Raw genomic sequence first — 26386 nt, 5'->3', positions numbered from 1 at the left:
TAAACAACAATGCCCCCTGCCGGGCAGAGGGCCGAAACAACCAGACCTATGAGCCTACATCAGGCCTTTGGCTGTTGATCCAGGGGTGCGAAGGTAAAGTCGCCGCGCGGCTGAGCCGATTTGGTTTCCGGACCGAACCAACGGTCGTAGATAATTTTCGCTTCGCCCTGTTTTTCCAGATTCAGCAGCGTTTCATTCACTTTCTCTGTCAGGCGCTCTTCGCCTTTGGGAATACCAATCCCCTGATACTCTTTGGTAATGCTGAACGGCGAAATTTCGAATTCGGCTTTCTGGGCTTCCGGCACATTGCCCAGCAAACCGACCAGTTTGGCGTCATCCTGCGTGATGGCCTGGACGTTGCCGTTACGCAGAGCGGCAAACGCCAGCGGCGTATCGTCATACGAGATCACTTTCGCGGTGGGATAGTGCTCGCGCAGGGTGATTTCCTGCACCGTGCCTTTATCCGCGCCGATGCGCAGCGCTTTAATATCGTCCGGGGTTTTCAGCACGCCTTTGCGGGCAATGAATTTTTGTCCGGTAGCGAAATAGGGAATACTGAAGTTTACCTGCTTGGCGCGCTCATCGGTGATGGTGAAATTGGCGGCGATCAGATCCACTTTTTGCGAGCTCAACAGCGGAATACGGTTGGCCGGATTCGTCGCCCGCAATTCCACCTTCACCCCCAGCGCTTTACCAATCGCTTCGGCAATATCAACATCGTAACCCACCAGCTTTTTGCTCTGCGGATCGACGAAGCCAAACGGCGGATTGCTATCGAATACCGCTACCTTAACCACGCCGGCTTTTTGAATATCATCCAGCTTATCAGCCTGCGCGACGCCAGAAACAGAAGCTAAACCCATCAATAACGACAATGCCAAGATACGATTCTTCATTCCCTACCCCTAACCAGTCAATATATTGGTTTCAGGCTATCAGAGCAGTGGAAAAGCGGTAAATAATATAAATAGCTATAATATAACCTTATGTTACATAGGGAATACCGTAGATATCCAATTGAAAATAAAAAGCATTTAATCTATTCACCTCCGCCCGTCAACCGCCGCTCTCGCCGTCTAAAAAACAGGAAACAAGCCAGCAGATATGCAAACGCCATTAATTTCTCATAAAGATAATTTCTTATAATTTTTTATGGAATGAGGGCCATATTTCTATCGTTTAATTGCAAAAAATACCTTCACGGCACAATTATTGTATTGTCATAATGCGATATCGGGCGCAGAAGCGAGGAAACCCAGCATGAAAGCCAAATCCCCCATCGTTACGCCTCCCCCGGAGGAAAAGAAATCCTATGAGTTGGACCGCTTCGATATCGCCATCCTGCGTCTTTTGCAGTCGGATGCCTCGCTGTCCAACGTGGCGCTGGCGGAAAAGGTCAATCTCAGCCCGCCGGCCTGTCTGCGGCGGGTTGAACGCCTCAAACAGATCGGCCTGATTAAAGGCGTGGTCGCGCTGCTTGACCCGGAAGCGCTTAACGCCGGTCTGGTGGTGTTAATCGGGGTGGTGTTGGATCGCTCGACGCCGAGCTCATTTGAAGATTTTGAAGCGTCGGTGCAGCAGATCAGCGGCTGTATGGAATGCCATGTGGTCACCGGCGAGTTTGATTATATTTTGAAGATTCGCACCAAGGATAATCAGAGCTTTAACCGGCTACACGCCGAACAACTGCTGTTTCTGCCCGGCGTGCGTCAGATCCGCTCTTTTATCGGCCTGCGGGAAGTGCTTTCCACCACGCAATTGACGTTCTGAAGTTGACGACGAAATCACCGTCATTCCCGCTTACGCGGGAATGACGGCCACAAGATTACTTAACGGTCTAGAACCTACTGGTGGGTACGGCAGTTAACCATTGCGGAAAATATAGCTATAGGCGCTCAGCGCCGGCGCGCCGCCCAGATGGGCATAAAGCACTTTAGAGCCTTTCGGGAATTCGCCGTTTCGGATCATACCGATCATACCCTGCATAGATTTACCTTCGTAGACCGGATCGGTCATCACGCCTTCCATGCGGGCGCACAAACGGATGGCCTCCAGCGTGCCTTCGTTCGGCAGACCATATTCCGGGCCGCCAAAACGGGTATCCAGCACCACGTCTTCTTCGGTGATTTCCCGGCCAAGTTCAACCAGTTTGGCGGTGTTCTGCGCGATACGCAGGATCTGCGCCTTGGTTTTTTCCGGTTTCGCCGAGGCGTCGATACCGATAACGTTACGGGCGCGGCCGTCGGCGGCGAAACCGACCACCATACCGGCCTGGGTGCTGCCGGTCACGGAGCATACGACGATATAGTCAAATTTGAAGCCCAGCTCTTTTTCCTGCTGGCGCACTTCTTCCGCGAAGCCGACGAACCCCAGCCCGCCGTAAGGGTGTTCGGAACAACCGGCGGGGATCGGGAAGGGTTTACCGCCGTTTTGCGCCGCTTCTTCCATGGCGTTTTTCCAGCTTTCGCGAATACCGATATCAAAACCGGCGGCATCCAGACGAACATCGGCGCCCATAATACGCGACAGCTCGATATTACCGACCCGGTCGTACACCGCATCGGCATAATTCACCCAGTTTTCCTGCACCAGAATACATTTCATACCCAGGTGCGCGGCCACCGCGGCCACCTGACGCGTCTGGTTTGACTGAATACCGCCGATGGAAACCAGCGTATCGCAACCCTGTTCCAACGCTTCGGGAATAAGATATTCCAGCTTACGGGTTTTATTACCGCCAAACGCCAGACCACTATTACAATCTTCACGCTTGGCATATATTTCTACCTCTCCGCCCAAATATTCACTCAGCCTTTTCATTGGCGTAATGGGGGAAGGTCCAAAAGTTAATGGATAACGTGGAAATTTCTCCAGATTCATAATAGCGCTCCGGTAAATAATGAGAAATGATAGCCGCAGGTTGTCAATATTCCATTGAGAAATACCGTCACTCCATGCCCATCATATTACCTGCAAACAAATGAATTTAAATTGCTAAATTCATCATTATTTATCATGAAAATTTCATCAAAAACCATTAATCAACCTTTTACCTTTAAGAAATCGCCACATAACGAAATAAAATTAACACCCCATTGTTTGCTAGGGCAAAATCATACCTTCCGGCGGCAAAGGCAGGGTGGTCTTATAGCGAACTTGCTTAAGCGCAAAGCTGGAGCGGATATTGGCAACGCCGGGAATGCGGGTCAGATGATTTAGAATGAAATGCTCTATCTCATTGATATTTTTGACCAACACTCGCAGAAGATAGTCGGCGTCCCCGGTCATCAGGTAACACTCCATCACCTCCGGCCGCTCGGAAATCGCCTGCTCAAAGCGCTGCAAAACTTCTTCTATTTGCCGATCAAGGCTGACATGAATAAACACGTTCACATGCAATCCCAGCCGTTCCGGCGACAGCAGCGTCACCTGCTGACGGATAAGGCCGAGCTCTTCCAGCGCCTTCACCCGGTTAAAACAGGGCGTGGTGGAAAGATTGACCGCTTTCGCCAATTCAACATGCGTGACTTTCGCATTTTCCTGCAATTTATTGAGGATACCGATATCGGTTTTATCCAGTTTACGCATAAAAGAAAACCTTTCCTGTTAATAACAAATCAGTTGGAAAAATCGCCCTGCAAACAAAAATATCGCGATTGATAAGGGAAAAATTTTCCGACGAAAAAATAATAAACTGGATTTATCCAGTAACCGTCGCGAAGAAATATAAAATGATTTCTCCCTCATTAAGAAATAAGAAAATAATCTGGCTGAAAGACAAATCCGCCAATGCATTACCAACCGGATTACCATTGCGCCAGGTTGGGGGAATCATTCTGCTATTACTGGCGATCGTCGTCTGGGGCGCCAACTGGCCGGTCATGAAACTCGGACTGGAACACATTACGCCGCTCTGGTTCTCCGCGCTGCGTTTCGCGCTGGGCGGGCTTTGCCTGTTCTTTATCCAGATTGTCACCGGCACGCTGAAACGGCCGCAACGCCGTGATGTCCCTCTGCTATTCAGCGTCGGCCTGCTGCAAATGCTGACGTTTACCGCGCTGGGCGCCATCGCCATGACCGCGATACCCGCGGGCCGATCCGCGATCCTGGCCTACACCACGCCATTGTGGGTTCTGCCGGGCGCTATTCTGTTCTTCAAACAGCGCATAACCCGTCAGGAATTGATCGGCACGCTGCTGGGGATCGCCGGCGTCGCCATCCTGTTTAATCCGCTGACGCTGGACTGGAAGGATACCAAAGCGCTGCAGGCCAATACCCTGCTGCTGATCGCGTCATTCTGCTGGGCCATCTGCATCCTGCATCTGCGTCACCATCGCGGCGCTTCCAGCGCCTACCATCTGGCGCCTTGGCAGATGCTGATCGCCGCCGTCCCGCTGATTATCATCGCCTGGTATAAAGAGGGACCGTACACCGGCGATAATTCGCTGCGTTTCTGGGAGATCTCGCTGTTTGTCGGGCCGATAGCCACCGCTTTCTGTTTCTGCGCCGTCAACGCCGCCAGCCAATGGATCTCCAGCACCAGTATGGCGTCTTCCATGCTGGGCGTGCCGGTCGTCGGGCTGTTTATCTCGATCCTGTTTCTCAATGAATCCCTGAGCGCCGGGCTGGTCGCCGGCGTTGTCGCCATCATCGCCGGGATGCTGGTGGTGACCCTGAATAAGCCGCGTCCCAGGACGGACTGAAAGTCCGCTAATGTTTCAGGTGTCATCACCCCTGAAAAGGATATTCCTGCCGAAACAGCGCGTCCTGCGTTTCCAGTTCGTAGCGCAGAAAGGCAAAAAAATCCTCCATCACCTTGGTTGCCGGTTTCCCCACCTCGGTTTGAATTTGCAGCATCCGCTGCCCTAATTGATCCATCTTGATGGACTTCACCTGCAAACCGTCGCGTTTGGCGCTATACAGCACGGAAAAGTGGCTGCATATGACAATGGCGTCCGGCGTATCCAGCAAGAAGGCGTACAGCGTTGAAAAATGGTTACAGGTAAACACCGGATCGATGAAAACCCCCTTCATCCGGCATGAGAGATCAAACAGCTGGCGTACGGTAGCCGCCTGGTCGGGCAGTACAATCGGGTAAGTATTTAGATCGTCGAGCTGGAAATCTCGTGCGGCCAGCGGATGGTCGGCCTGCATTACGGCCAGAAACGGAGCGGGAAAAGAGGCGATGACCTGAACGCCGTGTTCCGGCGCCAGACTGAATTTCAGCGCCACGTCGCTCTCGCCGTTACGAATCAGCTCGGGAACCTGTCTGGCGCTGCCGACCGTCAGTACAAAGTTGACCTCGGCGCACTGCCGCCGAAACTTCGCCATCAGCGTCGGCAGCAGATTAAACCCGATGCCGTCGGTACACACCACCCGGATGGTGGTCTGACGGGCGGACTTCAGCCCTTCAATTTCAGCGACGGCCAGCTCCATGTCCGCCATGCTGCGCCGGACATGATTCTCCAGAATATGTCCGGCGTCATTCAACACCATGCCTCTAGCATGCCGCTCAAACAGCGGAACGCCGAGGCGCGCCTCCAGCCGCTGGATCTGTCTGCTGATGGCTGAAACGGCGACAAATAGCTGCTGGCTGGCCGCGCTCAGCGACCCGGTGCTGGCCACCGCCATAAAGTAACGAATTTCGTTGCTATGCATTGTCTCTCACACATGTGGCATCATCAAAAGAAGCCCGTAGCGCCCATGATACCGGCTATACGGAAAGAGTAAGCAAAACACGGACACGTCATTCGTCGCGTCATTTATCCAGTCTAGACCGTTGCTGCAGGTTGCTTCGCTTTCATCTGTGAACGACGATGCGCCACGTCGGCTCCTTGCTCAGCCAGATCCCAGAACAGGCCGGTCATGATTTTAAGCGCCTGTAGCGTCATATCAGCCAGAATATGTTCATTGGGCGCATGTTGCGAACAGGCGGGATAAGAGTGCGGCACCCACAGCGTCGGCAAGCCCAGCGTTTCCGAGAAGCAGGCGTTCGGCAATCCGCCGCCGAAGTTCGGCAGCACCGCGGCCTTGGCGCCGGCGGATCGGGTAATCGACGCCTTCCCCCACTCCACCCACAAATCGTTGGGATCGAGCCGGGTAGCGGCATAATTGCTGATGGCGTTAACGATCTCCACGTCTTCAAATCCGTTGGCGTCCAGGTGACGGCGGATATGTTGTTCGAAGTTCTCCACGTCGCTGCCCAGCACATAGCGCATATGGCAATTTGCTTTGGCGCTCGGCGGAATAGCGTGAGCCGGTTTGTCCGGATTACCGGTGACAAAGGCCAGCACATCCAGCGTATTCCAGCCATAAAGTTTCTCCGCCGCCGTTAGTCCGGGTTCGCCCCAACCGGGATCGATGGCCGGATCCGTCGCTCCGCCGCCCAGTTCGATATCGGCAAGAATACGGCGCATGGTCTCGGATATCGCCGGCGGCCGCAGACCCGGCACCAAAATACAGCCGTGCGCGTCCACCAGACTGGCGAGGGCATGGGACAAACGGATGCCGGGGTTGCTCAACAGCCCGCCCCAGTTGCCGGAATGGTGCGCGCCTTCGCGCAGATTCACCCGTAGTTCAAAATTAAACACGCCGCGCGAACCCAGGAATAGAGTGGGGCGGACGGCGGATATTCGCGGCCCATCGGAAGCGATAAACAGATCGGCGGCCAGCCAGTCGCGGTATTGCTCGCAAATTTCGTTCAACCCCGGCGAACCATCCTCTTCTCCCATCTCCAGAATGATTTTCACGTTGTAGCCAAGCTGGCCGTCGCGCGCCTTCAGAACCTGCTCCAACGCCGCCAGATTAATGGAATGCTGCCCTTTGTTGTCAGCGGTGCCGCGCCCATACCAGAGGTTGCCGTCCTGAATCAGCTGCCACGGCGATAATCCCTCGCGCCATTGGTCATCGTAACCCCGCACCACATCGCCATGACCATAGGTCAACAGCGTCAGCGCGGCTTCCGGCTCCAGGCGCCGCGCCAGCAAAAAAGGGCCTTTGCCGCCGATGGGGTTATCCGCCAGCAGACACTCGAAGCCCATGGCCTCAAGCACCGGGATCATTTCATCCGTCAGATAGGACATCAGAACGGGTCCGCTGCCGGCATCCTGACTTTCCGTCCGGTATGCCACCCTGCGCGCCAGGGTTTCCTTGAATTTTCCTGAAGCAAAATAATCGACGGTTGCCAGGATCGTCTCTTCACGCGTCATATTCTGTCTGTCCTCTTTTTCTCAGATATTCGTTAACCAGCAACACGGCCCCGCAGGCGTAATGCCGATCGTTTAAGAAACGAGATACCGGGATCGGTTAATACTGTTCGATATCCGGAATGCCCAATCCCGGCTCCGGCGTCAGCACCGAAGCCAGCAGCGATTTGGTATAAGGGTGCTGCGGCGAGTGAAAAATCTGTTCGCGCGTCCCCTGTTCGACAATCGTCCCCTTCTGCATCACCGCCACATGGTCGACCAGATGTTCCACCACCGACAGGTTGTGGCTGATGAGCAGGTAAGTCAGCCCAAACTCCTGTTTAAGCGCCAGCAGCAGGTTGAGAATTTGCGCCTGAACCGACACATCCAGCGCCGATGTCGGCTCATCGCAGATCAGAATGTCAGGCCGCATAATCAACGCGCGGGCAATGGCCACCCGCTGACGCTGACCGCCGGACAGTTGACCGGGATACTGACTGTGCGTGCGGGCGGGCATGCCGACCACATCAAGCATTTCTTTGACGCGCGCCTTACGCTCTTCAGGCGTACCGATACCGTGCAGACGCAACGCGACTTCCACGATATCCGCAACGGTGCGGCGCGGGTTCAACGATGAATAGGGATCCTGAAAGATGGGCTGAATGCGGGACGCCATCTCCTTACGGTTGCCGGAATCAATCTCACGCCCTTCAATCAAGACGTTGCCGGAAGTCGGCGGCAGCAGACCCAGCAGCATTTTCGCCAGCGTACTTTTCCCGCATCCCGATTCCCCCACCAGCCCCAGCGTTTCTCCCCGCCGGATGCGCAAGGAAACCTCATTCACCGCCCGGATCTCGCCGGCGCGCGAGAACAAACCGCGATTAAGGCGAAAAACCCGCGATAAGGAACACAGTTCCAGCGCAATATCATCATTACCGGGAATATGCGTCGGCAGCGCGGCAGGCGCGACGTCATGGTTTACGCTCTGATTCATGCGACCTCCGCATTCCGCACCGGTAACGCCCGAATGCAGCGCACCGCATGCTGGTCCGTGACCTCGATATAAGGCGTCTCCTGGTTACAGGCCTCGGTGCAATAGGAACAACGGTTGCTAAACGCGCAGCCCTGCTGTTCGCCAATCAGGCTGGGAACAACGCCGGGGATGGCGTTCAACGGCTGCCCCGGTATGGTTTTCCCCTGAATGGGAATACAGTCCAACAGCGCTTGGGTATAAGGATGCCGGGGATGGTTAAATAGCGTCATTACCGGCGCGGTTTCCACGATTTTTCCGGCATACATCACCGCCACCCGATCGGCGATACGCGCCACGACGCCCAGATCGTGGGTGATGAAAATCACCGCCATGCCGAACTCCCGTTGCAGCTCACGCAACATGCGCAGGATCTGCGCCTGAATGGTGACATCCAGCGCGGTGGTCGGCTCATCGGCGATAATCAGCTCCGGTTCGCACATCAGCGACATGGCGATCATGATGCGCTGCCGCAGGCCGCCGGAAAGCTGATGGGGATACTGATTCAGGCGATCCGCCGCCATGGGGATGCCCACGCGCTCCATCAGGTAAACCGCCCGATCGCGCGCCTGCGACTGGGAAACGTTGCGATGGGCCAACAGCGTCTCGCATAGCTGGTTGCCCAGCGTGTAGGAGGGATTGAGCGACGTCATCGGCTCCTGAAAAATCATCGACATCTTGTCGCCGCGCAGCGCGGTAATTTCCCGCTTTTTCAACGACTGCAACTCGGTGCCTTTAAACAGAATATGGTCCGCGGTGCGCACCGCCTTACGCGGCAGCAGATCCATCAGCGCCAGCGACGTCATAGACTTACCGCAGCCGGACTCCCCCACCAGACACAGCATTTCCCCGCGCCGTACCGAGAAATCCAACCCGCGCACCGCATGCAGCGTGCCCCTGGCGGTCGGCAGATCGACGCGCAGATTTTTTACATCCAGCAAAATGTCATTATTCATGGCCGCTTCCTCAGTTACGTCCGTCCAGCGCGGTAACATCGCGCAGGCCGTCTCCCACCAGATTGATCCCCAGCACGAGGATTGCCAGCACCACGCCGGGGATGAGAATGACCCAGGGTTGAAAGAACATATATGCCTTGCCTTCCGCCACCATCAGTCCCCATGACGGCATCGGCGGCTGGACGCCCAGCCCAAGGAAAGAGAGCGTGGCCTCCAGCAAAATGGCGTGGGCGATCTCCAGCGTCGCCACCACCGTCAGCGGACCGAGCAGATTAGGCAGAATTTCCCGCAGCATAATGAACAGCGAAGAAGCGCCCAGCGTCTTGGCCGCGGCGATAAACTCCGCCTCGCGCAGTTGCCGGGTGACCGATCGGGAAACGATCAGAAAGCGATCCCATAGCAGCAACCCCAGCAGCAGGATCACCACTTTTACCGATCCCCCCACCAGCGAGGCCGTCGCCAGCGCCACCAGGATGATCGGCATGGATAAGCGAACCGTCAGAATATAGCTGACCACCGCATCAACCCGGCCGCCGAAATAGCCCGCCAGCACGCCCAGCGTGATGCCGATGAAGCCGGCCACCAGCACGGCCACCAGCCCGATGGTTAACGACACCTGAGCCCCGAACAGCAGCCGGCTCAGATAGTCGCGCCCCAGCTTGTCCGTTCCCAATATGTGTTCCCAACTGCCTTTCTCATGCCATACCGGCGGAATCAGGCGGCGGCTCACATCCTGCGCGTAGGGATCGTGCGGGCTGATTAACGGGGCGAGGATCGCCGCCAGGACGATAACCGCCAGAATAATCAGGCCGAACGTCATACTGTGATGGCCGAGGATACTGCGAACCCAGCGCCGCCAGGGAGCCGGCTCCGGAATCAATCCCGGCTCAGGCATCATCGGCTTGGCGGCCAGCGAGGAAGAGAGTGATGGAGAGGTTTTCATGCAAGCTCCCTATGAATTACGCAGACGCGGATCAAGTGCCGCATTAAGAACATCGGCCAGAAACGTCAGCCCGATATAAAACACCGAGATAATCAGTACGATGGCCTGCACGACGGGAAAATCGTTGCGGGAGATGGAATCCCATGCCAGTTGCCCCAGACCTTGCAAGGCAAACACCGACTCAATCACCACCGATCCCCCCAACATAAAACCCAGTTCGACCGTCGCCAGCGCCACCACGGGTATGATGGCGTTGCGCAGGCCGTGCTTGACGATCACCTTGAAAGAACTCAGCCCCTTGGCCCGCGCGGTGCGGATATAGTCCGATCCCAGCACGTCCAGCATACCGGAGCGCGTCAGACGCATCAGCGACGGCATGGCGTAATAACCCAGCGCCACCGCCGGTAGCACGAAGTTTTGCCAGCTGCTGTTCCCCGCCACCGGCAACCATTTCAGGCCTACGGCAAAGATGACTATCAGCAACAAGGCAAACCAGAAATTCGGCATCGCCTGACCGACAACGGAAATGAAAATGGAACATCTATCGACCCAGGTATCGCGGAACACCGCCGCCAGCACCCCGAGCGGAATAGCCACCACCAGCGCCAGCAGCAGAGAAACCGCCCCCAGCTTCAGAGTGACCGGCATTCTCTGACCAACCAGCTCCATGACCGTATTTTCAAAATAGAACGAACGGCCGAAATCAAGATGCAAAGCCGACCACATCCAGTGCATAAACTGCGTGGTTAATGGCTGATCCAGCCCATACTGCGCCCGGATACGCTCAACAACCTCGGCGGTGGCTTCCGGTCCGGCAATAGCCGCCGCTAAATCGCCGGAAAGATGCAAGAGAGAGAAACTGACTACCGCCACGGTAAACAGCACCGCCAGCGCGACCAGAAGCCGATGTAAGATATAGATAATCATGAGCGGTTCCTCATTCTCACCAGATGTCTGCGGGAACCGGTATCGCTACCGATCCCCGGCAGCTTGTTACTTCCAGCTCGCCATGGCGAAGCGCGGCAATTCATCCGGCCAACTGTCAAAGTTCAGATCGGAGGTAAAGGCGTAATTGGTTGAATAGGAAAACAACGGCGCCAGATAAGCCTGGGAAGAGATGCGTCCCAGCAAATCCGCATACATGGCGCTACGCTGTTTGGTATCGATGGTTTCATCCGCTTTGGTCAGCAGGCTGGTGACTTGCGCGTCTTTCCAGATGTCATCGCCCTTGCCGCCGAAGTAAGGCGTAACGAAGGCGGAAGCATCATTGATGGAAAAAGATCCCCAGGTACGAACCGCCATCGGCGCCTTACCGGAAATCAGATCGGCGGCCAGCACCGGATACTGCACATAGTGCAGGCGCGCGCGAATCCCCACCTTACGCAAATCGCCGATGATCGCTTCGGCATAATCGCGTTCACGATAGGCCCAGATATCGGTATCGAAACCATTGGCATAACCCGCTTCCGCCAGCAGTTGTTTGGCCTTTTCCGGGTCGTACTCATACTTAATCACTTTGCTGGTGTTGCACGCCGCCTGAGTATAGAAACAGGCGGAATAGACCGGCTGGCTGCCGCCGCGCACCAGATTATCGACCATTCCCTGACGGTTAATGGCGTAGTTCACCGCCTGACGGACGCGCAGATCCTTGAACGGCTCGCCCCCGGCCCGGAGGCGTTGATGTTCAGCGCCAGGAAACCGATTCTCATGGTTTCGCCGCTTTTCACCGAGATGTTCGGCATGCTTTCCAGCGAGGTCATCTGGTCGGCGGGAACCCGCCAGATCCAGTCAACCTGACCGGTCATCAATTGCGCCAGACGGGTTTCCGGATCGCGGATCACCACAAACTGCAATTTGCCGATTTTCGGCTGACCGATCGGGCTGTCTTTAAAGTAATCAGGGTTTTTCTCCATAGAGATGCCCTGCGCCGGGGTCACGCTGGTGATCTTATAAGGGCCGGTGCCGATCGGCGCTCTACTGAAGCCGGCCAGTTTCACCTGTTGATAATATTTGGCAGGAAAGATCGGCGTCGGGCCGGATAAATATTCCAACGCCGCCGGGAAAGGTTTTTTCAGCAGCAGTCTTACCGTGTAGTCATCAACTTTTTCAGTTGTCTTAATCCAGTCAACGCTCTGTGGAACCACTGAATCCGCCGCGCCGGCGATATCATTGAAGGTGTAAACCACATCATCGGCGGTAAAATCATCGCCGTTATGGAACTTGACGCCTTTACGCAAATGCAAAACCAGTATTTCCGGCGAATCCCACTCCCATGATGTCGCTAACAGGGGTTCATATTCACCGGTTTTGGGATCGCGATAGACCAGCCTGTCCCATACCAGGTTGGAAATAATCACCCCTTCGCGCATGTTATTATGATAAGGGCTGATATTCTCGACCTCGTTATCCGAGGCATAAACCAAAGTATCATTCTGTTTGCCTGCATAACTATAAGATGCGCATCCAATCAGTAATGCAGATAAAGCATATTGTTGTATCCGTCTAGCCAGGGAACGAGTCATGCTATTTCTCCATGTCATTAATGAATAAATTAAATAGCCACCATGTATGCCCAATAAATTTCAGGATGCAGGAAATCGGCAATTGAACGAACGCCCAGAGGCTTGGCAACGACCTAATAAACCGGGATAACAAATCCGCCTGGAGCAGATTTGAACGTTGCTTGCCGGGGCCCCCTAATGGGCGAGTTTCCAGGAAGGGCCGAATATTTTAAATAAGCCGACACGCCTGCAGCGTGAAAGATGACAGGTATATTCATTGCAAGACTGAAGCCAATAGCGGGTTTATAACCTTACAGATTTTAGGTAAGAGATTTCTAAAAATAAGAAACCGTAGGCGTGGCATACACTATTTTTGAATAGTGCGGGGAATAAATTAAGTTACGCTTTTATCTATAAGCGTTTCATCTAGATAGTTAGCGCGGTAATAGTGCAGTTCCGCTCTTTTTTTGCACTGTTTAAAAGCAAAACGCCCCGCAAAAGCAGTAATACTGTTCGTTTAAAGATCGAGATACTCGGGGCGACCACGACGAGAGGCGTCCCTGCGGGAACCTCATCGCCGTGTTTCCCCTAATATCAAGCTTAAGTGAACGGCATTACCGCAAAAGCAGGGCGTTTTTTTCTACTCAATTAACGATAACCAGTTATTCAATCACCAGTTTTACTCGCTTACCAATTTTCTCCGCCATTCCAACCAAAGAATCGAGGGTAAACTTCTCTGTTTTCTGATTCACGACATCAGATACGCGTGGACGGGAAATATGTAAAAAGTTTGCAGCCTCAGATTGGCGGTATCCTTGTGATTTTATCCAGGCAGCAATTGAAACCATCAGCGCTTTCTTCATAGCTAAAGCCTGCTCAATTTCTTTATCGGATTCTGATAACAACGCTTCCGCTTTCTCTACAGAAAAGCCGAGATCTGAAAAAATATTATCGGTCGCCGCCGTGATATGACGAGACTTAACGTCGATATGATTAGTCATTTTTTCTTTCTCCGCTCAATGATTACTTCTTGATAACGCATTTTTATGAGATCAACGTCTTTTTTTGGAGTAGTCCGGGATTTCTTTTTAAAACTATGTAATACATAAATTTTCTCTGGAAACTTAGCGACATAAACCACTCGGTAAGTACCATCTTCATCATCAATACGAATCTCGATAACGCCCGCACCCCAATGATTAATTGGTTTAAAATCATTTGGTTCGAGGCCATATTGAACACGCCTCAGCTGGTGGCCTGCGGACGCCCGAGCCTTTTCCGGGAATGCTTTCAGATCATCCAATGCGCTTCCACGCCAATCTATCTCTTTTCCAATCATACATTATCCCTCACGTATGTATAAAATTTTATACACCGAAAAAGAGAGCGCAATAAGAATTGCCGTATTGAGAAAGACGAAATGGAACATTGGGATGGAGGTCGATAAATTCTGTAACGCCGAACGACAAAAACAGCAGGTAGTGGAATCAGACAGAAAAAACAGCAAGCTACATACACAAGGCTATCACGGGGTGGAACTCCCTATCCATCCCCGTGTTTTTCCTAAAACCAGGTAAAAACAAACATCGTCAGCAACGTTATTCCTCTTCTTTATTATCTTTCTCGACCAGCAGTTTTTCCAACGCATCACCGCCCAGGTGGCGAAAATCCTGCCCTTTGACGAAATAGAAAATAAATTCGCAGATATTCTGGCAGCGGTCGCCAATACGCTCGATGGAACGAGCGCAGAACAGCGCCGTCAGCACGCTTGGAATAGTGCGGGAGTCTTCCATCATGTAAGTCATCAACTGACGTACAATGCCTTCGTACTCTTTATCCACCTTTTTATCTTCGCGGTAGATACGCACGGCTTCATCCAGATCCATGCGGGCAAACGCATCCAGCACATCATGCAGCATTTGCACCGTATGACGCCCCAACGATTCCAGGCTGACCAGTAACGGCTGATGCTGGTGAGAGAATTTCTCCAGCGCGGTGCGGCAGATTTTGTCCGCCACGTCGCCGATTCGCTCCAGTTCGGAAATCGTTTTGATGATCGCCATCACCAGACGCAGATCGCTGGCGGTCGGCTGACGTTTAGCAATGATGCGCACGCAGGCTTCATCAATGGCCACTTCCATCATATTGACCTTGGCGTCCGCTTCAACCACGCGCTGCGCCAATTCAGCGTCCTGATTGTGCATCGCGGTGATGGCGTCGGTCAGTTGCTGCTCCACCAGCCCACCCATGGTTAGCACCTGGGTACGGATGTTTTCCAACTCGGCATTAAACTGCCCGGAAATGTGTTTATTAAGATTCAAATTATCCATGATGCTTCCCGTAATCAACCGTAACGGCCGGTGATGTAATCTTCAGTCTGTTTCTGCCGTGGCGCAGTAAACAACGTGTCGGTATCGCTGAATTCGATCAGTTCACCCAGATACATAAATGCAGTGTAGTCCGAACAGCGCGCAGCCTGCTGCATATTGTGGGTGACGATAACCACGGTGTAATCATTCTTCAGCTCAGAAATCAGCTCTTCAATTCTGCCGGTAGAGATCGGGTCAAGGGCAGAGCAGGGCTCATCCAACAGCAGCACATCAGGACGAATGGCGATGCCTCGCGCAATGCACAGACGCTGCTGCTGACCGCCAGATAAACTGTAACCGCTCTGATGCAGCTTATCTTTGGTTTCGTGCCACAACGCGGCTTTGGTTAACGCCCATTCCACCCGTTCATCCATATCCGCCCGCGATAACTTCTCAAACAACCGCACGCCGAAGGCAATGTTGTCATAAATGGACATCGGAAACGGCGTCGGCTTCTGGAATACCATTCCCACCTTGGCCCTGAGCAGCGAGATATCCTTTCTATCACTCAGAATATTATCGCCATCGAGCAGGATCTCGCCCTCGGCGCGCTGTTCCGGATAGAGCTGATACATCTTGTTCAGGGTACGCAGCAGCGTCGATTTACCGCAGCCCGAAGGGCCGATAAAAGCTGTAACCTGATTGGTGGCGATATCCAGCGTGATGTCTTTCAACGCATGGAATTTCCCATAAAAGAAATTCAGATTACGAACCTGGATCTTACTGGTGGATGTCTCAGTAGCCATACTCATTAAGACTTCTCTCTTTTACACGGATGCTGCGAAGCGGCATCTTAAATTTATTAGTGTTTCTTGGCGGAAAAAATAACGCGCGCCAGAATATTCAGCAGCAGGACACACAGGGTAATCAGCAATACCCCAGCCCAGGCCAATTGCTGCCACTCAACAAACGGACTCATGGCAAACTTGAATATGGTCACTGGCAGGTTAGCAATCGGATGCATAAGATCCGTGCTCCAGAACTGATTGGACAGCGACGTAAACAGCAACGGCGCGGTTTCCCCGGCAATACGCGCTATCGCCAGTAAAATCCCCGTCATAATGCCGGAAACAGACGCTTTCAATGTGATGGCGGAAATCATCTTCCATTTCGGTGTTCCTAACGCGTACGCCGCTTCACGCAGGCTATCCGGCACCAGCTTAAGCATATTTTCCGTCGTGCGGATAACGATAGGCACCTGCAGCAGAGCCAGCGCAATCACCCCGGCCCAACCGGAGAAGTGCTCCATTTTCGCCACTACCAGGGTATAGACGAAAAGCCCGACCACTATCGATGGCGCTGACAGCAGGATATCGTTAATAAAGCGGATAATTTCGGCAATAAACGATTTCCGGCCGTACTCGGCCAGATAGATACCGGCCATAATGCCAAGCGGCGTGCCAAAAATGGTCGCCCACAGGATTAACAGACCGCTGCCGACGATGGCGTTTGCCAGCCCGCCGCCTTCGGTATTCGGCGGCGGCGTCATTTCGGTAAATAACGCCAGCGACATCCCGTCAAACCCTTTGCTAACGGTTGAAACCAGGATCCAAACCAGCCAGAAAAGACCGAACGCCATGGTAATCATGGATAAACACAGGGCAATACGGTTTTTTTGTCGCCGCCAGGCCTGCATTTTTTGCCGTGAACGTATCAATTCCTTTTCTTGTTCCATGCCTAATGTCGCCATCAGCGCGCCCCCTCATTTTTTGTCAGACGCATAATCATCAACTTAGAGAACGCCAGAACAATAAAGGTAATAACAAACAGGATCAGACCCAGTTCCATCAACGCCGCGGTGTGCAGACCTGATTCAGCCTCGGCGAATTCGTTCGCCAGCGCCGATGTAATACTGTTACCGGGCATATACAGCGATGCGCTGTCCAGTTGGTAGGTATTCCCGATAATAAAGGTCACCGCCATGGTTTCTCCCAACGCACGGCCTAACCCCAGCATAATGCCGCCAATCACCCCGTTCTTGGTATAAGGCAGAACGATACGCCAGATAACTTCCCAGGTAGTACAACCGATACCGTAGGCGGATTCTTTCATCATCACCGGCGTTTGTTCAAAGACATCGCGCATTACCGCTGCAATATAAGGAATGATCATGATCGCCAGAATCACGCCTGCGGCCAGAATGCCGATACCAAATGCCGGACCTGAGAACAATGAGCCCACGATTGGAATACCGGACAGGACATTGCCGACCGGCTGCTGAAAATACTTGGCGAATAACGGCGCAAAAACAAACAAACCCCACATACCGTAAACGATACTGGGGATCGCGGCCAGCAATTCGATGGCTACACCCAAAGGGCGTTTCAGCCACCCCGGAGCCAGTTCAGTTAAAAACAGCGCAATACCAAAACTGATGGGTATCGCGATAATCAGGGCAATCAGTGAGGTAACGATGGTGCCGTAGATCGGTACCAGCGCGCCGAATTCCTCGGCGGGAGCATCCCAGTTTTTCGTCCACAGAAAGGAAAAACCAAATTTTTCGATGCTGGGCCAGGAAGCCACGATCAGGGAAACAATAATGCCCCCTAATAACAGTAGCGTCACCAACGCGGCCAATTTCACCAGCGCACCAAAAATGATATCGCCATGCTTTCCGGGGGCTTTGATAGTTGGCTTGTACTCAGCCATGTGTCTCTCTTCTTAATTTAACGATGCTTGATAACAAACAAAAGTGCAGCGAAGGATGGAGAGGAGAGTCATTGCCTCTCCATCCCGTTTATCCTGCTGCACTCAGCGAGATAACCTTGCTACCAAACACAAGGAACGTAGTACAATTTTAGTACACTTAATTTTTAACTAAATTATTTTTCTAATTATATTAATACAATGCTTTACCGCTGCTGTCCTTCACATTGGTCTTCCAGGCGGCACGAATCTGTTCAACCACTTCGGTCGGCAGAATGGCGTAATCCAGCGCCGTAGCCTGAGAACCGCCTTTTTCGTAAGCCCAGTCAAAGAACTTCAGGACTTCAGTGCCCTGCTCGGCTTTCGGCTGTTCTTTTTGAATCAGGATGAAAGTCGTTGAGGTGATAGGCCATGCATCATCGCCTTTCTGGTTAGTCAGATCTTGAGCGAAAGATTTGCTCCAGTCTGCGCCTTTGGCCGCATTACTGAAAGTCGTACCTGTCGGGCTGACGACTTTACCGTCTGCGGACAGCAGTTTGGTGTAAGCCAGGTTATTCTGCTTGGCGTAGGCATACTCAACGTAGCCGATGGAGCCCGGAAGACGCTGAACAAACGCGGCGATGCCGTCGTTACCTTTACCGCCCAGACCGGTCGGCCAGTTAACCGTAGAGCCGGCACCGATTTTTTCCTTCCATTCCGGATTCACTTTCGCCAGATAGCTGGTGAACACGAAAGAAGTACCGGAACCATCGGCGCGACGCACTACCGCAATATCCTGATCCGGCAGCTTGGCGTTCGGGTTCAGTTTGGTAATGGCCGGATCGTTCCATTTTTTGATTTTACCCAGGTAGATATCACCCAGCGTTTTACCATCCAGCGTCAGATCGCCGGATTTTATGCCCGGAATGTTCACAGCCAGCACCACGCCGCCGATAACGGTCGGGAACTGGAACAAGCCATCCTGTGCCAGCTTATCGTCAGTCAGCGGCGCATCGGTCGCACCGAAATCGACGGTTTTAGCAATAATCTGTTTTACACCACCTGAAGATCCGATGCCTTGATAGTTAACTTTATTACCGGTTTCTTTCTGATAGGAGTCAGCCCATTTGGCATAGACCGGTGCGGGAAATGTCGCACCAGCGCCAGTGAGATTGGCAGCGGCAAAAGCGGAAACCGCCGTCAGAGAAAACGTTGCCGCGACAATACTGGCAATAGAGGTACGCATAAGTTTCATAATCCCTCCTGTGGGATACCAAAACAAAAGTTGTGTCGACCCGGAGTCGTGATTAATCAGAGTGTAGTTTGCAGGAGGAAAAATAGGACAGTTGAGTGACAGTAAAATGTACGAAATGTGACATTTTTATGACAGAAGGGGAGATTCTGGCGCTTCTGCATGGAAAGACCGATGTAACTGACTACATTATGCATATAAGAAGTACGAGGATACAGCAAAATCCAGCATAGCAATCGCCCCCCTTTTTTCTATTGTTATGCGAAAATCATCCATGATAAACACGCTCTTATCGACAAATTTACGTTTTACTTATTTTTCGCATTCTGACTTGTTTAGAAGCATGAGCAAGGCGCTTCGTCCTACAATACAATGCAAATATAAGAAAAGCCTGGCTATTCATCAACCAACGACTAATTATCAAACTCCCTAAGACGATAAAAGCAAAAACGAACGTGGATAACGGTAGTTGGCCGTCAAATATAGCCTCCCCTGACAAATACAAGATATGAAACAACCAGATAAAGGTAACAAATAAGTAAAGTCCTTTGTAAATCAAAAGCCCTCTATTTTTGCCTCGGGCCACAAGATAACTGGCTGTAAGAATAGAAATACCGAAAACCATCATAGGAATAGCAAAAGAGATAAAATCCTCAAAAGGCCCCATATCAACCAATTGACTGACTAGAAAACTGAAATTTATGGCGCAGGAAACGACCAACAGCATGGTCAGAAGACTAAGTGCAAAGATATTTTGTCGTGGTAACTGCGCCGGAACTTCAGCAATATAACGCTCCATCTTTAGTGTTGAATGGGAAAGTAATGCTTTTTTTCCTTCATCAATGGCCGCATCAGTTTTTCTCCCGTGTTCAATAAGCTCAGAGAAAGCAGTGCCGCAAAGAAAAGCTATGATTTTCATTTTATGATCGCCAGCGACTGTATGGTTCCAATTACATATTGTCCTGACCGCACGACGTTACCAGGAGCAGCAACAATGCCGCTTACTGCGCTGCCAGTGAAGGCCATCATGCTGGTAATGGTGTTCGTTAACTGCTTTTTTAATTCCATCTGGACAGGTTCAACCGGAAATCGTTTTGGATAGATTCCCGCACGAATAGCCGCTTTTATTTCTTTATTGGAAATACCGGGGTTTTGAATTTTGATGATTTGCTCTGTAAGACGGGCACGATCCTGGCGCGGGTAGCCTTTCAGCCATTCGGTGGCTTTAAGGATCTCATCGTTCTGTAAGTCCGCTTCTTTTAGCGCACCGCCATTTACGTTTTACTTATTTTTCGCATTCTAACTTGTTTAGAAGCATGGGCAAGGCGCTTCGTTCTACAATACAACGCAAAGATAAGAAAAGCGTGGCTATTCATTAACCAACGACCGTACCAAAGCACCGCGAATTCGCCAATGAAGAAAACCATTTTTTTCGTATCATGCAATCCTTCAACAAAGACGGTGTATCCTGATGTCGCAATCAACATAAAAAAAACAATAATAAATAGATAATTAAAAACAACTAATCCCTGCACCAGCCCACGCGAGATAAGACGAGCGGCAGAAAGTAAAATGATTAAGAAAATCGACATAGCGCCAAAATATATCGATATAAAAACGGCAGGCACCAGATGGAAGAGGTATAAAGTAAATACCATATTTACTGAAAACGCTATCAGTAAAATGAGATAAACTCCACCAGCAGCAAAAGGATGGGGAATCGCCTGTTCATAAAAGGGTTTATCAAAATAGTCTTCCATTCCCCGCGTCGAGCGCTCGGTCAGCGTATCTCCCCCTTGCCGGATAGCCGTATCAATCTCTTTCCCATGTGCGATGAGATCCTGAAAAGTGCTGCCAACAATGAGCTCTATCCACTTCATTTTATTGTCGCCAGAGATTGAAGTGTACCCAAAACATAATTTCCTGTACGTCTCACATTACCAGGCGCGGCCACAACACCGCTAACGGCGCTTCCAGCAAATGCCATTGCACTATTAAGCGTATTAACCAACTGTTTCTGCAATTCTTTTTGAATGGGCTCAACAGGAAAACGCTTCGGATAAATTCCTGCGCGGATCATCGCCTTAATTTCCTTATTGGAAATACCAGGGTTTTGAGCTTTGATAATTTGCTCTGTAAGACGAGCGCGATCCTGACGCGGATAGGTTTTTAACCAGTCACGAACTTTCAGTGATGAAATAGATTTCATGGTGTTATACGTTCTTAATACCTCCCTCAGCGCCCCACCCGCTGCCGCAAGCGAGATCAAATCCAAAGCCGTTGAAGTCGCTATATACCAATCCTCTGAATCCAACCAGCTAACAGTTTGAGAATCTAATAATCCGATATCTACTACGCGCAATGTACCGTTAATACATTGAGCCCCCGTCGCCATCGTGCCCGCATAAGCAAGAACAGCTAATGCACCACTGGCGCCAGCAGTGATAGGCATAGCCGAAGATCCGAAAATAAAAACAGCAGCAGTTAGTAACGAAGCGCCACAGGATAAAGCCGTTGATGCAATTTCAACCCCCAATGAAGGTGAAGATACAGCCTCTTTGATGCACTTTCCCGTAAAGTGACTATTAAATTGAGGCACTTTACTAACAACCACATGCGTTACCTGACTATGCGACGGATTGGCATAGCGACGAGAAGGACGAACCAGAAAACTGCGGACGCCATCATTGAAAATGATTCCGGCCTGATTGAACGTGCGATGGCAATCCATTGCCTGCCCCAGCGCTTTAAAATCAAAGTCCGCACCAGCGCTATTTCCCATCCATCGGGAAAAATCGTAATTCATTAATCCTTGTTCAGCAGAATAATTCAGCACAGCCATTATATACCTCCATCCGTTGGGGAAAATTAACGACAATCCATTCTCTTATTACTCACAATAGATTTCAAGGTACGAGAAAAAGACTATGACTGTTCGCAGGATATCACTCGCTGACTGCGGCGATATCCCGACGATACAACGCTTTATTATTATGCCTAACGGACCCGATACCCTGTCATCCCAACTCACCGCCAGCGGCGGAAAACCAATGACGTATTAATACCGCCAAAGGCAAAGTTATTGGACTAGCCGGCACGGCCGCCATTACCTATACGTTCTAGCATAGGCATAGCACCCGTTCGCGGAACGTATGTCGGCGGGCAGTAACGCCAAACCCGCGCTGATTTCGCTTCAGGCAGATTGGCGTTGGTCAACACTTTTAATGGGTCTGGCCATTGCCGCCCAACAGTTTATAGATGGTATCCGGCGTATATTTATCATCCTGGTAATAAATCGCCCAGTCGGTAATTAACCCCAAATCGAGCGGATAAACGCCACCCTCTTTCATCTTATCGATATAGAAAGGATGATTTATTAATTTGCCGCTAAAAGCGTCGCCGTTCATCGACTCAGGTATAAACCACATATGTTCACGCTCTTCCTCTGCCGGGTCGCCGTAGGGAATTCCGCATTTGACCAGAAAACGCCATTCGTTTTCCTGCTGCGGCGCGGCTGATTTATTGAGCAGTTTTGCAAAAAAGCCTTTTTTAATCGGTTCCGCGGGCACGGCATAGTTTTCGAACATCCGGCCAAAGTAATGCCAACGCAGCTTAGCCTTGCGCGACATTTCATACGTCTCGGCGTTGGTCCGCCAGAACATGATGGCATTCTGCTCTTCAAATCCCTTAAAAAACGTCTCCAGCGCCGAATTTTCTTCCGTTGCGCGGAATAGCATACAGGATGGCGTCATGTGAACGTCATCACGATCGGCCCGATCGCCAAGAAACTCGCCTTCAGGCGCATCGGTCAGGTCGTAATTCATATCTTCAAGCGGTCTAAGCTGAACGACGGGTATTGGTTTATTAACGTGACGCAGGCCTTCTTCAAAAGGCAACGCCACCACATATTCATACCCAGCTTGCGTTTGCCCGCACAAAATCGGTTTGTTAAACGTAACCTGCTGGTTTTCAATACAGTTATTAGCAAAGTTTCTGAACAATTCAGGAATGCCGTAATAGGAATTCAGCGTATGCGGAATAACCAGCTCCACTTCGGTTATGCCGCAACGGGTAAGCCCGTGGGTATGGAACCAAAACGCGGTCGGTGGGTTGTTGTTCGGGTCGTAAATGGCGTGAATCGTGTATAGATTCTCCACATCCGGCAATACATCATCTTCCAGCTGGAAGCGCAGCCATTCAGGCGTAAACGCTTTGTCAGCGGCGGAAATATCGATGCCAAGTAATAAATCCGGCACCAACAAGGACAGCATCCTCAGTTGATAACGATAGGAGATCAGCGGATGCTGATTAAAAACACACTCCACGAACACGGCCTGCGGCGAAGCGTTGACTTCGGCAAGCCGTTCGGGCGAGAGAGGATCGGTTGAGTAATACGGCTTAACCTCATCTTCCTCTGAACGATCAAAAAGTTGAATACGAAACGCCAGAGCATCGTCGCCGTGGCGGCAGGTGTAAATAAAGCCGCCCTGTTCATCTTCCGCGTAGCTCACCTCTCCGTCGGTGAAGAAACGCTGCGCCTCTAAATTCTTTTCCAGCAATGGGTAGTTCAACGCTTCAGAAGGAAAAACAACCATGGTAGAGGGCGCGGCTTTACCTTTTCCTGCGGCAATATCCAAATACTGTTGTTTATTGTTCATAATGATCCGTTTTAATCATACCGGAAATTAGCGGGCATTCTAACATGTTAATAGCGCTATAAAATATACGTTTCACGTCCGGTCGCCACGGGGAAATAGACGCCGAATTTTCGCTATTAATTATTATTAAGCAGGCCGCGCGGCTAAATAAATTGAACTGCGCGCCATTTTTATACAGAATCTTGCCTGAACCGGACCAATTAATGAAATGGACAACCTAAAGCAAGGAGCGGTAGTTAACAATGAAGAAAGTACTAATGTGTTTTTTGGTGATCGGTATGATGATTTTGGGCGGGAGCGGGTATCTTTTCATCAAGGATTACAAGTTCAAGCAAAGCGCCGTCAGTGCTAAAGGCGTGATCGTCGACCTCGATCGCAGCGTAAAGAAATCCTCATCTTCATCAGAGTCCTCATCTTATTATCCTATCGTCGGTTTCTTTGGCCCCGATGGAAAAAAGATAACCTTTCGTTCCGACATGGGCAGCAGCAGCTATGCCGACAGTTACGGTGAAGTAGTTGACGTACTGTACGATCCGGACAACCCCGGTAACGCAAAAATTAATCCTCAGTCGACTTTCCTGTTTTATTTCGCCCCCTTTATGATGGCTATCATGGGGCTGACCTTTATACTTGTCGGGTGCGTGCCGCTTTATCTGATCCGCAGAAAGCAAGCCATGGGCGAAACGCTCAAGCGCACCGGCAACCCCATAACAGCGAAAATAACCGAAGTACGGCAAAATAGCATGCTGAAAGTGAACGGCGTCCACCCATACCGGATCGTCGCCCAATTTACCGACAGCGCCAATCAAACGAAAACCTTTTACAGCACCAATATCTTTTACAACCCGGAGCACGATATTAACCGCGATACCGTGACCGTTTACGTTGACAGAAACAACGAAAAAAAATACTACATGGATATTTCTTTTCTGCCGGCCAAATAAGTTATCAAGCCAATAAAAAAAGTCCGGCGATACTTTGCCGGACTTTTTATGTATTTTCGCTTATCGGCTTATTCCACCGTTACAGACTTGGCCAGATTACGCGGCTGATCGACATCGGTACCTTTGATCAGGGCGACATGGTAAGCCAGCAGTTGCAACGGCACCGTATAGAAAATCGGCGCGATCACTTCTTCAATGTGCGGCAGCGGAATAATTTTCATATTTTCGCTACCGGCAAATCCGGCGTCTTCATCAGCAAAGACGTACAGTTCGCCGCCGCGGGCGCGAACCTCTTCAATATTGGATTTCAGTTTTTCCAGCAGCTCATTGTTGGGCGCCACCACCACCACCGGCATATCGGCGTCGATCAACGCCAGCGGACCGTGTTTCAACTCACCGGCGGCATAGGCTTCAGCATGAATATAAGAGATCTCTTTCAGCTTCAGCGCCCCTTCCATCGCGATGGGATACTGATCGCCACGTCCCAGGAACAGCGCATGATGCTTATCAGAGAACCCTTCCGCCAGGGATTCGATGAGTTTATCCTGCGACAGCATTTGCTCAATCCGCGCCGGCAATGCCTGCAAGCTATGCACAATGCCGTGCTCAACCTGAGCGTCCATGCCGCGCAGACGGCCGATACGCGCCACCAGCATCAGCAGCACGGTCAGTTGGGTGGTAAACGCTTTGGTGGAAGCAACGCCGATTTCAACGCCCGCTTTGGTCATCAGCGACAGATCGGATTCGCGCACCAGCGACGATCCCGCCACGTTGCAAATAGCCAGCGATCCCAGATAGCCAAGTTCCTTGGACAAACGCAACGCCGCCAGCGTATCGGCGGTCTCACCCGATTGGGACAGGGTAATCATCAGGCTATTTTGGCGAACCGCCGGTTTGCGATAACGAAATTCAGAGGCGATTTCCACATCGCAGGGAACGCCCGCCAACGCTTCAAACCAATAGCGTGAAACCATACCGGAATTGTACGAGGTGCCGCAGGCGATAATTTGAACATGCTGTACTTTCGATAGCAGTTCGTCGGCTTTCGGGCCTAATTCGGAAAGATTGACCTCGCCGTGGCTGAAGCGCCCTTCAAGGGTGTTCTTAATCGCCATCGGCTGTTCATAGATCTCTTTTTGCATGTAATGACGGTAAGCGCCTTTGTCACCGGCATCATAATTAACTTTTGATTCAATCTCTTCACGTTCGGCAAGGTTACCGGATTTATCAAATATACGAACGTCGCGACGGGTAATCTCAGCAACATCGCCTTCTTCCAGGAAGATGAAGCGACGGGTAACCGGCAGCAGCGCCAACTGATCGGACGCGATGAAGTTTTCCCCCATACCGCGGCCGATAACCAAGGGGCTGCCTGAACGGGCGGCAACCAATACGCTTGGATCGCGGCTATCCAGCACCACCATGCCATAAGCGCCACGCAGTTGCGGAATGACGCGTTTAACCACTTCAACCAGCGAACCGCCCTGTTTCTGTTCGAAATGAATCAGATGAGCGACCACTTCGGTATCCGTTTCCGAAACAAAATGGTAGCCGCGTTCAATCATCAGTTCGCGCAACGGTTCGTGGTTTTCGATAATTCCGTTATGAACGATGAGAATGTTTTCAGAAACATGGGGATGCGCATTGGCTTCTGAGGGCTCGCCGTGCGTTGCCCAACGGGTATGGGCGATCCCGGTGCCGCCGTTCAGCGCATGTTCTTCGGCCGCCTGAGCCAGAATCTGCACCTTTCCCAACCGCCGCAAACGGGCAACCTGCCCTTCACTATTTACCACAGCCAGACCGGCAGAGTCATAGCCACGGTATTCAAGACGGCGTAAACCTTCCAACAGGATTTCTGCGATATCACGCTGCGCAACAGCGCCTACAATTCCACACATCGATTGTATTCCTATAAAAGCGACAT

26 protein-coding genes are annotated in these 26386 nt (G+C 51.5%); 3 read left to right on the top strand and 23 right to left on the bottom strand.

What is annotated here, in order from left to right:
* Positions 1-59: 59 nt before the first annotated feature.
* Positions 60-896 carry an ABC transporter substrate-binding protein gene (locus HC231_RS23565; RefSeq protein ID WP_208229119.1) on the bottom strand — a complete coding sequence of 279 codons (837 nt, stop codon included), beginning with the start codon at positions 894-896 and terminating at the stop codon, positions 60-62.
* A 364-nt stretch (positions 897-1260) separates the two neighbouring features.
* On the opposite strand from HC231_RS23565, the gene HC231_RS23560 reads away from it, so the two are divergent.
* Positions 1261-1770, top strand: a complete 510-nt coding sequence (locus HC231_RS23560; protein WP_208229118.1) for an Lrp/AsnC family transcriptional regulator — start codon at positions 1261-1263, stop codon at positions 1768-1770.
* A gap of 93 nt (positions 1771-1863) precedes the next feature.
* On the opposite strand, the gene HC231_RS23555 is transcribed toward HC231_RS23560, so the two are convergent.
* Positions 1864-2880 carry a 1-aminocyclopropane-1-carboxylate deaminase gene (locus tag HC231_RS23555; protein WP_208229117.1) on the bottom strand — a complete coding sequence of 339 codons (1017 nt, stop codon included), beginning with the start codon at positions 2878-2880 and terminating at the stop codon, positions 1864-1866.
* Between the two features lie 222 nt (positions 2881-3102).
* A complete protein-coding gene (locus tag HC231_RS23550; RefSeq protein WP_208229116.1) occupies positions 3103-3588 on the bottom strand; it encodes an Lrp/AsnC family transcriptional regulator in 486 nt (161 codons plus the stop codon).
* A gap of 143 nt (positions 3589-3731) precedes the next feature.
* On the opposite strand from HC231_RS23550, the gene HC231_RS23545 reads away from it, so the two are divergent.
* Positions 3732-4703: a DMT family transporter gene (locus HC231_RS23545; protein ID WP_208229115.1), complete on the top strand. Its 972-nt coding sequence runs from the start codon at positions 3732-3734 to the stop codon at positions 4701-4703.
* 25 nt (positions 4704-4728) lie between these two features.
* Here the strand turns inward: HC231_RS23545 and HC231_RS23540 are convergent, their stop codons facing one another.
* From HC231_RS23540 to HC231_RS23455, 19 genes are all read right to left on the bottom strand, one after another.
* Positions 4729-5658, bottom strand: a complete 930-nt coding sequence (locus HC231_RS23540) for a LysR family transcriptional regulator (RefSeq protein WP_208229114.1) — start codon at positions 5656-5658, stop codon at positions 4729-4731.
* Between the two features lie 113 nt (positions 5659-5771).
* Positions 5772-7208, bottom strand: a complete 1437-nt coding sequence (locus HC231_RS23535; protein WP_208229113.1) for a M20 family metallopeptidase — start codon at positions 7206-7208, stop codon at positions 5772-5774.
* Between the two features lie 97 nt (positions 7209-7305).
* Positions 7306-8178, bottom strand: a complete 873-nt coding sequence (locus HC231_RS23530; RefSeq protein WP_208229112.1) for an ATP-binding cassette domain-containing protein — start codon at positions 8176-8178, stop codon at positions 7306-7308.
* A complete protein-coding gene (locus HC231_RS23525; protein WP_208229111.1) occupies positions 8175-9170 on the bottom strand; it encodes an ABC transporter ATP-binding protein in 996 nt (331 codons plus the stop codon). The genes HC231_RS23530 and HC231_RS23525 overlap by 4 nt, the downstream gene beginning before the upstream one ends.
* 10 nt (positions 9171-9180) lie before the next feature.
* Positions 9181-10113: an ABC transporter permease gene (locus tag HC231_RS23520; protein ID WP_208229110.1), complete on the bottom strand. Its 933-nt coding sequence runs from the start codon at positions 10111-10113 to the stop codon at positions 9181-9183.
* Between the two features lie 9 nt (positions 10114-10122).
* Complete coding sequence (locus HC231_RS23515) at positions 10123-11040, bottom strand: ABC transporter permease (protein ID WP_208229109.1); 918 nt, start codon at positions 11038-11040, stop codon at positions 10123-10125.
* Between the two features lie 66 nt (positions 11041-11106).
* Entirely contained in the window at positions 11107-11739 is a 633-nt protein-coding gene (locus tag HC231_RS24210; protein WP_281397366.1) for an ABC transporter substrate-binding protein, read from the bottom strand.
* Positions 11736-12635: an ABC transporter substrate-binding protein gene (locus HC231_RS24205; RefSeq protein WP_281397365.1), complete on the bottom strand. Its 900-nt coding sequence runs from the start codon at positions 12633-12635 to the stop codon at positions 11736-11738. The genes HC231_RS24210 and HC231_RS24205 overlap by 4 nt, the downstream gene beginning before the upstream one ends.
* Before the next feature lie 641 nt (positions 12636-13276).
* Entirely contained in the window at positions 13277-13615 is a 339-nt protein-coding gene (locus tag HC231_RS23505) for a helix-turn-helix domain-containing protein (protein WP_208229108.1), read from the bottom strand.
* Entirely contained in the window at positions 13612-13953 is a 342-nt protein-coding gene (locus tag HC231_RS23500; protein ID WP_208229107.1) for a type II toxin-antitoxin system RelE/ParE family toxin, read from the bottom strand. Before HC231_RS23500 ends, HC231_RS23505 begins: the two co-directional genes overlap by 4 nt.
* A gap of 259 nt (positions 13954-14212) precedes the next feature.
* The gene (phoU, locus tag HC231_RS23495; protein ID WP_208229106.1) at positions 14213-14944 is read right to left on the bottom strand and encodes a phosphate signaling complex protein PhoU; all 732 of its coding nucleotides are present in this window, start codon (positions 14942-14944) and stop codon (positions 14213-14215) included.
* Between the two features lie 14 nt (positions 14945-14958).
* Entirely contained in the window at positions 14959-15735 is a 777-nt protein-coding gene (pstB, locus tag HC231_RS23490; RefSeq protein WP_048636810.1) for a phosphate ABC transporter ATP-binding protein PstB, read from the bottom strand.
* 50 nt (positions 15736-15785) lie between these two features.
* Positions 15786-16673, bottom strand: coding sequence for a phosphate ABC transporter permease PstA (pstA, locus tag HC231_RS23485; protein ID WP_208229105.1), 888 nt, complete (start codon positions 16671-16673; stop codon positions 15786-15788).
* Complete coding sequence (gene pstC, locus HC231_RS23480; RefSeq protein ID WP_208229104.1) at positions 16673-17632, bottom strand: phosphate ABC transporter permease PstC; 960 nt, start codon at positions 17630-17632, stop codon at positions 16673-16675. Before pstC ends, pstA begins: the two co-directional genes overlap by 1 nt.
* A 190-nt stretch (positions 17633-17822) precedes the next feature.
* Complete coding sequence (pstS, locus tag HC231_RS23475) at positions 17823-18863, bottom strand: phosphate ABC transporter substrate-binding protein PstS (protein WP_208229103.1); 1041 nt, start codon at positions 18861-18863, stop codon at positions 17823-17825.
* A gap of 298 nt (positions 18864-19161) precedes the next feature.
* On the bottom strand, positions 19162-19779 hold the full coding sequence (locus HC231_RS23470) for a hypothetical protein (RefSeq protein WP_208229102.1): 618 nt from the start codon (positions 19777-19779) through the stop codon (positions 19162-19164).
* Positions 19780-20134: 355 nt separating this feature from the next.
* Positions 20135-20740 (bottom strand): hypothetical protein, encoded by a 606-nt coding sequence (locus HC231_RS23465; RefSeq protein WP_208229101.1) that lies wholly within the window; start codon positions 20738-20740, stop codon positions 20135-20137.
* Positions 20737-21702, bottom strand: coding sequence for an Ssp4 family T6SS effector (gene ssp4 / locus HC231_RS23460; RefSeq protein WP_208229100.1), 966 nt, complete (start codon positions 21700-21702; stop codon positions 20737-20739). The genes HC231_RS23465 and ssp4 overlap by 4 nt, the downstream gene beginning before the upstream one ends.
* Before the next feature lie 379 nt (positions 21703-22081).
* Positions 22082-23518, bottom strand: coding sequence for a DUF4026 domain-containing protein (locus HC231_RS23455; protein WP_208229099.1), 1437 nt, complete (start codon positions 23516-23518; stop codon positions 22082-22084).
* Between the two features lie 242 nt (positions 23519-23760).
* Between HC231_RS23455 and HC231_RS23450 the strand changes: the two genes are divergently transcribed.
* Complete coding sequence (locus tag HC231_RS23450) at positions 23761-24462, top strand: DUF3592 domain-containing protein (RefSeq protein ID WP_208229098.1); 702 nt, start codon at positions 23761-23763, stop codon at positions 24460-24462.
* Positions 24463-24530: 68 nt separating this feature from the next.
* On the opposite strand, the gene glmS is transcribed toward HC231_RS23450, so the two are convergent.
* Positions 24531-26360, bottom strand: a complete 1830-nt coding sequence (gene glmS / locus HC231_RS23445) for a glutamine--fructose-6-phosphate transaminase (isomerizing) (protein ID WP_208229097.1) — start codon at positions 26358-26360, stop codon at positions 24531-24533.
* Positions 26361-26386: the final 26 nt, after the last annotated feature.

Source organism: Brenneria izadpanahii (assembly GCF_017569925.1).
Lineage (GTDB): Bacteria > Pseudomonadota > Gammaproteobacteria > Enterobacterales > Enterobacteriaceae > Brenneria > Brenneria izadpanahii.
This window is presented reverse-complemented; position numbering and strand designations above follow the sequence as displayed.